Below are 13,043 nucleotides of genomic sequence, written 5' to 3'. Positions count from 1 at the left end.
TTTAGCCGAATGCCTGTCTGTTTCAATCCGCCCCGTCCGATCCACGATCGATCCGCAAAGGGTGCGGCAACATCCCCCGAAAGGAAATCCCCATGGCCAATCTGACCGCACAATCGAGCAGGCGTTGGTGGCGAATTTTGGCGCTGGGCACCGCAGCGGTGCTGCTGACCGGCGCGAGCGCGCCCGAGCTGTCCGGGCTGGTCGTGCGATACGAGCATTTCGCCGAGGACTACCCGATGGAAGCGGGGCGGTCCGACCCGTCGCGTTCGCGCGAAGGTTGGCCCGGCGAAACCCCTGAGGGTATGGCGCGCCGCAAGGCTGAACTCGAACGGATTGCCGCTGAGCTCGACGCACTGGATGGCGCGACGCTGACGGGCGAGGATCGCGTCAATCGCGACTATCTGCGCGAACTGATCGGCTGGCGGATCGAGGGCATCGATTTCGACGAGCGCCGCTTTGCTTTTGTCGCGCATGAGGGCTTCTACAACACACCCTATTCGCTGGCCCGCGGGCTCGACGTCAAAAGCGAAGCCGAAGCGCGCGTGTGGGCGGAGCGGATGCGCGGCATCCCCCGCTATTTCGCCGAACAGCGTGCCAATCTGGAACGTGGTGTCGCAACCGGCTGGACGCATCCTGGGGTGGTGATCGATGTCGCGGTTGCCGTGCTCCGCAACCAGATCGCGGTTCCTGCCGCCGACGATCCGATGCTCGCGTCGCTGACCGCCTATCCCGCTGTACGCGCCGAGGCACAGCGGTTGATCGAGCGCGAGATCCGTCCGGCGCAAAAGGCCGCGCTCGCCTATATCGACGGCCCGTACCGCGCAAAGGCGCGCAAGGAGCTCGGCATCGCGGCGGTGCTCGGCGGGCGGGCCTATTACGATTTCCTGCTCCGCTATTACACGACGACCGACCTGACCGCCGAACAGGTGCATGCGATGGGTCTGGCGGAGGTGCAGCGGATTCGCGCCGAGATGGACAAGGTCATCGCTTCGACCGGTTTCGAGGGGGGCTTTGCCGACTGGCTGCGCTTTCTGCGGACCGACCCGCGCTTCTATGCCACCAGCCGCGAGGGACTGATCGAAAAATATGCCGCCGCGTCGAAACGGATCGACGGCGTGCTGCCGCGTTATTTCTCGGTGCTGCCGCGTCAGCCGTTCACCATCGTTCCGGTGCCGCGCGAGCTCGAGGAAGGCTATACGACGGCGCGGGGCGGCGGGGGCGGCGATTTCGCCAGGGGCTTTGCCGGCACCTTTGTCGTCAACACCTCGCATCTCGATCAGCGGCCGTTGTACGAGGTTCCGGCCCTCAGTCTGCACGAGGCGGCGCCCGGCCACCACACGCACGGCGCGCTCAATAATGAAAATCCCGAGCTGCCGTCTTTCCGCCGCGCGCGCGACCTGCTCGCTTTCCGCGAAGGCTGGGCGCTCTATGCCGAACGGCTGGGGCACGAAATGGGCGTCTATCGCGATGCCTATGAAAAGTTCGGCAGTCTTTCGACCGAGATGTGGCGTGCGTGCCGGATGGTCGTCGACACCGGGATTCACGTCATGGGCTGGAGCTATGCGCAGGCCCGGCAATGTTTCGCCGAAAATACCGCGCTCGCCGACATCAACATCGACACCGAACTGGCGCGCTATATCGGCGCGCCGGGCGGCGCGGTCGCGTACAAGGTCGGCGAGCTCAAGATCGTCGAGCTGCGCCGGCGCGCCGAGGCGGCGCTGGGCGCGCGGTTCGACATCCGAGCGTTCCACGACCTGATCCTCGCACAGGGGCAGCTGCCGATGACGATGCTCGAGGCCAAGGTCGACGCGTGGATCGCGGCGCGCAAACGATCAGGAGGCGAGGGCTAGCGCCAGCGCCTTGCCATCCTCGTCGGCCAGCGCGGCGTCGCGCAGGCGGGCGATGTCGGCGGCTGCGAGGCTGCCGGTGCGATAGCGATCGACGATACGTGCATAATTGCCGAGCCCGCGTTCGAACGTATCGCCATAGCCCTTGATCAGCCGCTGGCATTTTACGAGTTCCAGGGCGGTCGCGGGGTCGGCGGCGCGGACGAGCGCCAGCCAGTCCTCGATGCGTGCCTGTTCCAGCCTGTAGCGCAGCGTGCCGCGCCGCCAGCGCCGCCAGCCGGCGAGTAGCGACAGCATCAGGAACCAGCGCAGGCTGGTCGTTTCGACGTGCCGGCCCTTGGTGAACAGCGGTTTCAGGCGGCGCGAGAGCGACCGGCTGGCGAGGATGCGGCGACCGAGCGCCGCGGGCATCGTCTCGCAAATCTCTTCGAGGCGCGGGTGCATATATTCGGTGAGCTGGACGATCTGGTCGTCTTTCGCCTTCACTTCGCCGCGCACGCGCGCGAAGCGGCTGGCGCGGACCTTCAGCCCCGCGACGCGGATCGTGTCTTCATAGGACATCCAGAGCGCAAGATGCCGGGCGGCCTCGGTGACGAGTTCGGGGTCCCGATCAAGGCTTTCGAGCCGGTCGAGATAAAGACCGGCATAGGCGGCGTCCTGATAATCCATCAGCCGCTTCACGCCCTCGACCGAAAATTCATGCGCTTCGGGCGGCAGCTTGGCTTCGATGCGCGCGAGCAGCGCGCGCCCGGCTTCGGTGGTGGGGGCGACGGGGGGCGGCGAGGCGGGTGCGGCTTCCGCCTTGCCCTGTGCGGTGTCGAAGCCAGCCGAAAAGCCGCGCAGATTGGCGTCGATCGCCTTGCCGCCGGCGCGGATCGCGTCCTCGAACGCGGCGCGCGAAAAGGGCAGGGCGCCGCTGCCCGCGAGCGCACCGAACATGATCGAGCTGATCACGCTGCCTGCCCGGTCGGCGGCGTCGTCCATGTCGAAACCGATGAAGCGGCGCGCGCGCTCGTGCGCGGCGGCGATGATGCGTTCCCCGCTTGCGCGGCCGTCGCCCATCGCCGACTTTTCATCGATGGCATAGACGCGGTGCGTCGAACCGATCAGCAGCGTGTCCTGCGACACGAAGCCGCGCAGGATCGCGCGGCCCGCTTCCATCAGTTCGGATGCCACGACGATATCGACGTCGCCGGGTACCGGCATCAGCGCAAGCACGGGCTGCGCCGCGCTTCCGGCCGGGAACATCTCGATATAATAGACCGTCGCGCCGGTGCGCTGTGCGACGCCGGGGACCGACGTGCCCTGCGCGACATAGCCGTTTTTCATGCCGAGCTGGACGATCCAGTCGGCGAGCACGCCGCCGCCCTGACCGCCGAGGCCGAGCACCGCGATGGTGATGCGTTCGCGCCGGCGCATCAGAACGCCCTCGCAGCAAGCTTGCGCGCCGATCGCTTCTGGAGTGCGCCGATCACCCAGCCGCGCAGCCGTTGGCGCACGCGGTCGCGCCCGTTGGGGTTTGCGATGATCCGCGCCTTGTAGAAGGAAGGGCAGAGCACGGCGGCGTGACTGACCTCGCCGCAGACGCCGCAGCCGACGCAGCTGTTCTCGACATGCGCGACGGGGTCCTGTCGCAGCGGGTCGGGGTTCGCGCGGATCGTCAGCGACGGGCAGCCCGACAGGCGGATGCAGCTATGGTCGCCCGTGCAGGTGTCGGGATCGACGCCGAAGCGCTCGCGCACGACCCGCTCGCCCGCTTTCATCGCCTTCGCGAGTTGCGGCTTGAGGCGCCGCTGGCGATTGAGCTGGCATTCGGACTGCGCGACGAGCACTTTCGGGCCCTTTTCGGGCGTGGTCAGCGCGTCGCGGATCGCATCGCGCATTCCTGCGACGTCATAGGTGCGCGTGCGTGTCCGCGCCCAGGCGATGCCGACGCCGCGCACCGCGCGCTCGATCGGATTGTTCGTCTGGCGGTGCGGCGGCGTCGCGCGCGACGAGGGGATGTCCTGACCGCCGGTCGCGGCCGAATAGCCGTTGTCGACGATGATCGTCAGATTGTCGTCCTGATTGAAGACCGCGTTGCCGATGCCCGAGGTCAGCCCGTTGTGCCAGAATCCGCCGTCGCCCATGATCGCGACGGCGCGCTTGCCCTCGGGCTTGAACGCCGACGCGCCCGCGGTGCCGAGGCCATAGCCCATCGTGGTGTTGCCGATGTGGAACGGCGGCAGGATCGAAAAGAGATGGCAGCCGATATCCGCCGAAACGTGGAGTTCGCCGATATCCTTCTGCACCAGCTTCATCGCCGAAAAGATCGGCCGTTCGGGGCAGCCGGTGCAAAAGCCGGCCGGGCGTTGCGGCACGGCGCTCGGCGGCAGGGCCGGCGCGCGCGCCGCTTCCTCGGCCGGTGCGCGCTCGGGGGCGTGGGCGCGGAGGAATTTCGCGATGCCGTCCCTGATGACCGCCGCGGTATATTCGCCCGCGCGCGGGAGCACCTCCTTGCCGACGATGCGGGTCTGGAGGTCGGCGCGCCGGACGAGCGTGTTGAGTTCGTGCTCGATGAATTCGGGCTGGCCTTCCTCGACCACGAGCACCGCGCGCTTGCCCGCGCAAAAGGCCTGCACCTCGTCGGGGATCAGCGGATAGGTGACGTTGAGGACATAGACAGGCAGCGCAGCGTTGCCGAACGCATCGGACAGGTTGACCAGTTCGAGCGCGCGATTGAGCGAATTGAACAGCCCGCCCTGGACGATGATGCCGATCTCGTCGCTGGCGGTGCCGAAATGCTCGTTGAGTCCGTTCCGCTTCACGAAGTCGATGCCCGCGGGCCAGCGCTTTTCGATCTTTTCGACCTCGTGCAGGAAATTGGCGGGCGGCAGGACGATACGGCTGGTGTCGCGCGTCGGAGATGCCGCGGCGTCGGCGACGGTCAGCGGGGGTCGCCGGTTGTCGCGTGCGACGAAGCTTCCGGTGACGTGACACGCCCTTACGCGCAGTTCGAGCATCACGGGGGTGTTCGACGCCTCGGACAGCTCGAACCCCTTTTCGACCATGTCGACGATCAGCGGCAGGCTGGGCCGCGGGTCGAGCAGCCACATCTGCGACTTCATCGCAAAGGCATGCGTACGCTCCTGCATGATCGACGAGCCCTCGCCATAATCCTCGCCGAGGATGATCAGCGCACCGCCGGTCACGCCGCCCGACGAGACGTTCGAGAGGGCGTCCGATGCGACATTGGTGCCGACCACCGATTTCCACGCAACCGCGCCGCGCAGCGGATAGTTCACCGATGCCGCCAGCATCGCCGCGGCGGTTGCCTCGCTCGCCGAGCTTTCGAAATGGACGCCGAGCCCCGCCATCAGGTCGCTCGCGTCGGCGAACACGTCCATCAAATGGCTGATCGGCGACCCCTGATAACCGCCGACATAGGCGACCCCGGCCTGGAGCAGCGCCTTGGTAACCGCAAGAATGCCTTCGCCTTCGAAAATCTCGCCGTCGCCGAGCCTGAGCTGCTCGACCTCCGCCTTGAACGACCGCTCGGCCATCTCTGCCTCAGTCCGCCACGAGCGCGAGGACGCGCAAGGGGCTGCCCGAGCCGCCCTTGATCTTGAGCGGCGCGGCGACGATCACGCTGCCCGTCGCGGGCAACTGGTCGAGATTCTCGAGGCACTGCAGACCGTAACGGCCCGCGGCGTGGAACAGGGTGTGCGCGGGATAGGCGGGGTCGAGCAGATGCGCCTGCCCGGCGTCGGTCCCGATCGTTTCGACCCCCAGTCCGTGGGCGTCGCGTTCGTCGACGAGGAACCGCACCGCCTCGGCCGACGGTCCCGGCGTGTGCGCACCGTCTTCGCGCCGGTTGGTATAGGCGTCGACGTCGCGCTTCGACCAGTCGGTGCGAAGCATCACCCAGCTACGCGGCGGGATGCGGCCATGGTCGGCCTCCCACGCTTCGATGTCGGCGACGGTGAGCAGATAATCGGGATCGACGGCCGCCTTGTCCGAAATGTCGATGACCACGGCTTCGGCGACGAAATCGGCGGGTGCGACCGTATCGACGGCATTGTTCGGCAGGTCCTTGCCCGTGATCCAGTGGATCGGCGCGTCGAAATGCGTGCCGGTGTGCTCGCTGACGGTGAAATTGTTCCAGTACCACGCGACGCCGCGATCATCGTATCGCGAGATTTCTTCCTGGCTGAACGCGGCGCACTGGCCGAATTCGGGTGGCAGGACCAGCGTCGGCGTTTCGGGCGACAGCGTCTGGGTGAGGTCGATCGTGCGGATCGCACCCGAAGCGACCCCGGCGGCGAACTGCTGAAGAATCTGATTGGCCATTCTGAACTCCTCTCGAACCGGAATGTGCAATGATAAACTTGCACATGCAAGTATTTTGACGGCCGCTCAGCTCGTCGGCACGATGTCGAAGGCGATGGTGGTGCGGTGATCGTCGGCGGCGAAGGGGATCGTCCCGTGATAGAAATAGGACGGAAAAAGAACGAGCAGGCCGGGTTCGGGGCGGACGGTCCGCGCGATCTGTTCGCGTTCGCCCAGGTTCAGCCCCGTCTCGCCAAATTTCAGCCACCCCTGCTCGCCGTCGGCGATCGCGTCGGGCAGCGCGACATAATAGACGGCGCTGATCCAGCCTTCCGGGTGAATATGGTTCTGGTGATGGCCGCCGCTGTGCAGCCGGACCGACCACGAACCCGAAAAGGCAAAGCCCGACGCCTTGCGACACAGAAACGGATGCGCGGGATCGGCGGGCAACGCGTCGATATATCGGCGGACCCCCGCTTCGATCATCGCGCGAACCGCCATGATCTCCGGGACGTCGCGGCTGAAGAGATCGTCGGCGGTCTGGGTGCCACCGCGCAGCGTCTGTTCGAGCGGATGTTGGCTGCCGATATGGAGCGCGCCCAGCGCACGGTCGAGTTGACGGTTGAAGCTGGCGACGTCGCCATTGCCGGGCGCGAGCCGGGCGGCGCCGATCAACCCGGGATCGGTCAGCCATTTTGCGCGCGCGTCACCGGTCAGGCGCCACATTATGCCTTGCAATGCGAGCGCCTGCTGGTCCGCCGGATCGGCGGCGAGCCGGCGCGCGATCCGCGGAAGCGCGTCGGCGGGACGGTCGAGGATGAGGAGCGCGCGAGCCGACTCGCGCAGGCTGGCGGCATGTCCGGCGTCGGTGGCGAGCGCCGCGTCGAACGCCACGAGCGCCGGATCAGGCTGGCGGGCCGACCAGAGCGCCTGGCCACGCCGGTAATGGAGATCGGCACCGCCGATGCCGCGCGCGGTCGCGGGCGCCAACAGGTCCGCCGCGGCCTGCGGTTCGCCCGCCAGCGTCAACCGGTTCGCCAGTCCCGCGAGCAGGCCCGGATCGTCGGGGCGATCGACGAGCGCTTCGCGATAGCTCTGCACATGGGCCTGTATCCGGCCGTGCTTCCACAGCATCCGGCTCAGCGAATCATGGATTTCGGCATCGGCCGGCGTCAGCCGGATCGCGCGGCGATAGGCTTCGGCTGCCGCGTCGATCCGCCCCAGATCCTGCAGACAGTGGCCAAGGTTATAGTGGATTTTCGCCTCGCTGGCCGAGCGGGCGGCGCATTCGCGAAAGATTGGCAGGGCCTCGCCGGCGCGGCCGGCGACCCGCAATGCGACCGCCAGATTGTGGAGCCAGGGGAGGTGACCGGGTCGCAGGCGCAGCGCAGTGCGCCAGGCATCGATGGCGCGCGCACCCTGTTTCATGTCGCCAAGCGCCTGCCCGAGTATTGCCCACGACCGGGCATGGTCGGGCCCGGCACCGAGTGCCGGTTGCAGCGTATCGCAGGCCGATGCCGGTTGGCCGAGCGCCAGCAGGGCGAGTGCGAGATTCATCCGGGCGTCGGCATAACCCGGCTTTAGCGCGAGCGCCCTTTCATAGGCTTGCACTGCGTCGGCGTATCGGCCTCTATCCGTCAGGCTGTTGCCGAAATTGTTGAGGACATGGGGCTGATCCGGCCGGATAGCGAGCGAGCGGTCGAACAGGGCAATCGCGGCATCATGGTCGCCGCGGCTGCGAGCGACCATTCCCAGCAACTGCAACGCATCATGGTGATCGGGAACGGCGATCAATATCCGACGCAGGCCGGCTTCTGCCGCGTCGAGTTGTCCGGTGCGGGCGAGCGCCATCGCATCGCCGAGTTGCTGCCCGATCATTGCCTGCGATTCTGCCAGCTGCATGTCGCGGTTCCCGCGGCTGCGATCGCTTGCCGATCGAGCCGCCAGGGAGAGCGAAGCAAATCCCTCTTGTTTCGTCAAGCAAATCGCGCTTTAAATCATGTGTAAATTCACATTTATGGGAGGTCGCCATGTCCGTCGCAGCCGTTCGCAGTTCGCTCCGTTTCCCCCGGAAATATGCGTTTTTGGGAGCGGGAATGCTTGTCGCGCTCGCGATGCTGCCCGCGCATCTCCACGCCGCGACGCGCCCGATTCCCGAAACCACCGACGACGTGCGCCGCCTGCCGATCCCGCCGGTCGATCGCAGCGCGGAACCGGTCGTGGTGATCACCGGCGGAACGCTGATCGACGGGCGAGGCGGCGCGCCGATTTCCAATGCGGTGGTGGTGATGCAGGGCGACCGGATCGTTTCGGCCGGGGCGGCCGGGGCGACGCCGGTGCCGGCCGGGGCCGCGCGAACCATCGACGCGACGGGCCTTTATATCATGCCGGGCCTGATCGACCTTCACATCCATTTCACGCAGCAGCGTTGCCATGACTTCGGCAAATATTCGGACAGCCCGGCGGGTGCCGCGATCCGGGGCGTCGCGCTGGCCGAACAGTTGATCGGCGCCGGCATCACCGCGGCGCGCGACGTCGGTACGGTCGATGATGTCGCGCTGCGGATCAAGGAAGCAGTCGAACGCGGAATCATTCGCGGGCCGCGCGTGCTGTGGAGCGGGCGCATCATTGCGACAACCGGCGGCCATGGCGACGAAGTGACCTCGACCGCGACGGGCCGGCAGAAGCCTGCGCTGGGCGGGCCGAGCAAGGGTTTCAACGGCCCGTGGGAATGGCGCACGGCGGTGCGGCAGCAGATCCGGAGCCTCGCCGACTGGATCAAGCTCGGTGCGCCGGCCGACAAGGAGGAACTCGCTGCCGCGATCGACGAAGCGCATTCGCTGGGAGTGCCCGTCGCGATCGACAGCTATGGCAAATATACCGACTGGGCGATCGAGGCGGGGGTCGACACGCTCGAGCATCCGCTGCTGATGAGCGACCAGGCGGTGCCGTTGATGAAGAAGCATGGCACGGCATTCGTGCCCACGATCGGGGCTTTCGACAATCTGCTGAACGGCGGCTATCCGACCGCGGGAATCCCTACCGGCGGCTTCTATCACACCCATTCGCGCCGTTTCGTGATCGATCAGCAGGACCATCTGAAACGCGTCGCCGAAGCCTATCGCGCCGGGGTGCCGATCGGCGTCGGCACCGATATCCCGTTCGAGAACGACGTGCGCTATCCCGACGCCTATTTCCGCGAACTCGATTATTTGAGCGAGGCGGGGATGAGCAACGCCGATGTCCTGGCATCGGCGACGCGCGTCGGGGCGGAGATCATGCGCATGGGCGACAAGCTCGGCACGGTCGAGAGGGGCAAGATCGCCGACCTTTTGATCATTGGCGCCAATCCGCTCGATTCGTTGAAGAATCTTCGTGACGTCCGCTATATCGTCGCCGACGGCAAGATCGTCGTCGACGGCCCGGCACGCTGAGCCGCCGACGCTATTCGATCGGAAGCTTGCTGAGGTTGGCGCTGATCTTTTGAAGCGTGCGCAGCAAATGGGCGATGTCACGATTGCTGACGCCGTCCATCGCGCGCGTGAACTGGCGTCCGACGATCGGCGTCAGCTTGCGCAGCGTCTGTTGGCCGGCGGCAGTCAGCGTAACTTCGGTGATCCGGTTGTCTTCCGGATTGGGTTCGGTCGAGACGAGGCCCTGCTCGATCATGCGGTCGATGATCCGGCTGATCGTCGACCGCTTGGTCAGTGCGGCTTCGGCGATCGCGCCGATGCTCGCGGGCTGATGTTCGCGCAGCACCGTCATGACACGATAGATAGGTTTCGACACGCCGTGCTTGTGCAGCACCTTGTCCATATCTTCGTGATATTTGAAATCGGCATGCGCCATCAGGTAGAACGGCGAGTTTTCCAGGCGGAAGGTCGGACTGCTCGGGTCATAGTCGCCACGCTTTTCCATTTTTCCCTCTGCCCTGCCTGCCGATTTCCCCGTCGACCTTGTGTTCATGTGTTCCTCAAATGTCTTGTTCGATCAAGCCGTTCCGTCATGGCGGGCTGGCGCTGACAGCGAATTAGCCGAAAACATATGTATTTGCACTTAGTTATGGCGATCGGGCGTGCGAAAGCCCCGCCCGGGCGATAGAAGCATATCCGTGATGTTCGTGTGACGGTCCGGATTTCTGCGCCCGGTGTCACGGCATTGATGTTCATGAACAGACGCTTCCCGGCAAAAGGGGGGTGGTGCGTCAGTGCGCAGAAGCCTTGCGGATCACGCCTTCCCTGCTAACGTCATAATCAAACGATATTCGTGTGAATATGAATATATATTCAAATGCTGGCGGACGCCGGGGTCTGTGTGACGGCTTGCGCTGGTTGAGGAGGATGGACATGCGGGCGAATCGACTCGATCGGCTGTTTGCGGGCCTGGCGGTGCTCTCGTCGCTCGCCGCGACCCCGACACCGGCGCAGGAAGCAAAGCGGCGCTGGGATCAACTGTGCCAGATACGGACGGAAAAGCTCGATCGGATCCTTCCGCAGGCGATGCGCGAAAATGACATCGATATGTGGATCGTTGCCTCGCGCGAAGGACATGACGATCCCAACGCTGCGATGCTGGGGGGCGGTTATGTGGGCGATGTCGGCTATTATGTGTTCACCGATCGCGGCGGCGAACGGATCGAGCGCGTGGCGATGGGGATCGGCGGCGCGGCCTTCGATCAATGCCCGCTATACGATATCAAGGCTTCGCCGGCAGAATTGCGGCGCCTTGTCGCGGAACGGGCGCCGAAACGCATCGGTATCAACACCGCGACCGAGATCGGCACGGCAGACGGTCTCAGCCACAGCCTGCACGAGAAATTGCGCGAGACGCTCGGTCCCGAATTCGCGTCGCGGCTGGTGTCGGCGGAAAAGCTGGTGTCCGATTTCCGGTCGCGGCACACCGCGGCCGAAATCGCGGCCTTTGCCCGCGCGGGCGATTATTCGCGGACGATTGCCGAGCGTGCGCTGTCGAGCGAAGTAATCAGGCCCGGCCAGACGACCACCGGCGACGTCGCCTGGTGGATGATGGAAGAATTGCACAGGGAAGGGCTGGGAAACAGTTTCGGCATCCCGAGCATCTATGTGCTCGGCCCCGGTGAACGCGGCCCGACCTCGGGCGACCATGTCATCCAGCCGGGCGATCTGATCACGATGGACTGGGGGGTAAACTACCTGCTTTCCTATACCGACATGAAGCGCATGGCCTATGTGCTGAAGCCGGGAGAGACGGCGCCGCCGCCGGGGGTGCAGCGCGCCTTCGACAAGGCGGCCGAGATCCGGGGAATGATTCTCGACGTCGTGCGCCCCGGCGTCGCCGCGGGCGACGCGCTGGCGGCGGTGAACCGCCGCGTGGCGGAAACGCCGGGCCTCGTGCTCGGCCGCTATGACGATCCGAGCGCCGATCCCGCGGTGTCGGACGTCGTGATCGGCAGCCATTCGGTCGGCGACTGGGGGCACGGGTCGGGGCCGTCGATGGCCGATTTCAACCCGCTGCGCATGACCTATACGCTCCGCCCCGGCAATTTCCTGTCGATCGAGCTGTTTCTTTATACCCCTGTTCCCGAATGGGGCGGGCGCAAGATCAAAATCCCGCTTGAGGATAATGGCGTCGTCACCGAGCGCGGCTTCGAGTGGACCGCTCCCCCCGCGAGCCGGATCTTGCTGGTGAAATAGCGGGCGCCGCATCGGGGGAGGGCGGCACCCGCGGGCGCGATCAAAAGGCGGCTATGCCGGTTATGGCGCGGCCGAGGATCAGCGCGTGCACATCGTGCGTGCCTTCGTAGGTGTTCACGGTTTCGAGATTCATCATGTGACGGATGACCTGATATTCGCCGCTGATCCCGTTGCCGCCGTGCATGTCGCGCGTCATGCGTGCGATGTCGAGCGCCTTGCCAACATTGTTGCGCTTGACGATGGAGATCATTTCGGGCGCGAAACGGCCTTCGTCGATCAGCCGCCCGACGCGCAGGCTGGCCTGCAGTCCGAGCGCGATGTCGGTTTCCATGTCGGCGAGCTTTTTCTGGAACAGCTGCGTCGCGGCGAGCGGGCGGCCGAACTGGTGCCGGTCGAGCCCATATTGGCGCGCGGCGTGGAAGCAATATTCGGCGGCGCCCAGCGCACCCCAGCTGATCCCGTAGCGCGCACGGTTGAGGCACGAGAAGGGGCCCTTGAGCCCCTCGACGTCGGGGAGCAACGCGTCTTCGGAAACCTCGACCTCCTCCATCGCCACCATACCGGTGATCGAGGCGCGAAGGCTGAGCTTGCCTTCGATCTTGGGCGCCGACAGCCCCCGCATCCCCTTTTCGAGTATGAAGCCGCGGATCGCGCCGCCGTGCGCGTCGGATTTGGCCCAGACGACGAAAACATCGGCAATCGGCGCGTTCGAGATCCAGGTCTTGGTGCCCGACAGGCGATAGCCGCCGTCGATCTTGACCGCGCGTGTCCGCATCCCGCCCGGGTCGCTGCCGGCGTCGGGTTCGGTCAGCCCGAAACAGCCGATCCACTCGCCGCTCGCCAGTTTCGGCAGGTAGCGCCGCTTCTGCTCTTCGGAACCGAAGGCGTGGATCGGATACATGACGAGACTCGACTGCACGCTCATCATCGAGCGATAGCCCGAGTCGACGCGCTCGACCTCGCGCGCGATGAGGCCATAGGCGACATAGGAGGCACCGACCCCGCCATAGGTTTCGGGAATCGTCGGGCCGAGCAGTCCGAGCTCGCCCATTTCGCGAAAGATTTCGGGATCGGTGCGCTCGGTCGCGAACGCCTCGATCGCGCGCGGCGCCAGCCGGTCCTGAGCATAGGCGCGCGCGCTGTCGCGGATCATCCGCTCATCATTTTCCAACTGATCGTCGAGAAGGAAGGGGTCGGCCCAGTCGAATTTCTGCAT

At 65.7% G+C, this 13,043-nt stretch carries 9 protein-coding genes; 3 read left to right on the top strand and 6 right to left on the bottom strand.

Translation table 11 applies throughout. The features are described 5' to 3' along the window. Positions 1–92: 92 nt before the first annotated feature. The gene (locus E5675_RS18115; protein WP_136175734.1) at positions 93–1,850 is read left to right on the top strand and encodes a DUF885 family protein; all 1,758 of its coding nucleotides are present in this window, start codon (positions 93–95) and stop codon (positions 1,848–1,850) included. Here the strand turns inward: E5675_RS18115 and E5675_RS18110 are convergent. From E5675_RS18110 to E5675_RS18095, 4 genes are all read right to left on the bottom strand, one after another. Continuing rightward, a complete protein-coding gene (locus tag E5675_RS18110; RefSeq protein ID WP_136175733.1) occupies positions 1,833–3,266 on the bottom strand; it encodes an indolepyruvate oxidoreductase subunit beta family protein in 1,434 nt (477 codons plus the stop codon). The two genes, E5675_RS18115 and E5675_RS18110, sit on opposite strands and share 18 nt — an antisense overlap. Further along, positions 3,266–5,389: an indolepyruvate ferredoxin oxidoreductase subunit alpha gene (locus E5675_RS18105; RefSeq protein WP_136175732.1), complete on the bottom strand. Its 2,124-nt coding sequence runs from the start codon at positions 5,387–5,389 to the stop codon at positions 3,266–3,268. The genes E5675_RS18110 and E5675_RS18105 overlap by 1 nt, the downstream gene beginning before the upstream one ends. 7 nt (positions 5,390–5,396) lie before the next feature. After that, positions 5,397–6,176, bottom strand: a complete 780-nt coding sequence (locus E5675_RS18100) for a cyclase family protein (protein WP_136175731.1) — start codon at positions 6,174–6,176, stop codon at positions 5,397–5,399. Positions 6,177–6,242: 66 nt separating this feature from the next. Further along, the gene (locus E5675_RS18095; RefSeq protein ID WP_136175730.1) at positions 6,243–8,057 is read right to left on the bottom strand and encodes a tetratricopeptide repeat protein; all 1,815 of its coding nucleotides are present in this window, start codon (positions 8,055–8,057) and stop codon (positions 6,243–6,245) included. 194 nt (positions 8,058–8,251) lie between these two features. Between E5675_RS18095 and E5675_RS18090 the strand changes: the two genes are divergently transcribed. After that, positions 8,252–9,589 (top strand): amidohydrolase family protein, encoded by a 1,338-nt coding sequence (locus E5675_RS18090; protein WP_168707927.1) that lies wholly within the window; start codon positions 8,252–8,254, stop codon positions 9,587–9,589. Positions 9,590–9,599: 10 nt separating this feature from the next. On the opposite strand, the gene E5675_RS18085 is transcribed toward E5675_RS18090, so the two are convergent. Beyond that, complete coding sequence (locus tag E5675_RS18085; protein ID WP_168707926.1) at positions 9,600–10,073, bottom strand: MarR family transcriptional regulator; 474 nt, start codon at positions 10,071–10,073, stop codon at positions 9,600–9,602. A 428-nt stretch (positions 10,074–10,501) separates the two neighbouring features. Between E5675_RS18085 and E5675_RS18080 the strand changes: the two genes are divergently transcribed. After that, positions 10,502–11,827 (top strand): M24 family metallopeptidase, encoded by a 1,326-nt coding sequence (locus tag E5675_RS18080; RefSeq protein WP_136175727.1) that lies wholly within the window; start codon positions 10,502–10,504, stop codon positions 11,825–11,827. 40 nt (positions 11,828–11,867) lie between these two features. Here the strand turns inward: E5675_RS18080 and E5675_RS18075 are convergent, their stop codons facing one another. After that, positions 11,868–13,043 (bottom strand): acyl-CoA dehydrogenase, encoded by a 1,176-nt coding sequence (locus E5675_RS18075; RefSeq protein WP_136175726.1) that lies wholly within the window; start codon positions 13,041–13,043, stop codon positions 11,868–11,870.

The organism is Sphingopyxis sp. PAMC25046 (assembly GCF_004795895.1).
Taxonomy (GTDB): Bacteria; Pseudomonadota; Alphaproteobacteria; order Sphingomonadales; family Sphingomonadaceae; genus Sphingopyxis.
Note: the sequence above shows the minus strand (reverse complement) of the source record. Positions and strands in the feature narration are given on the sequence as shown.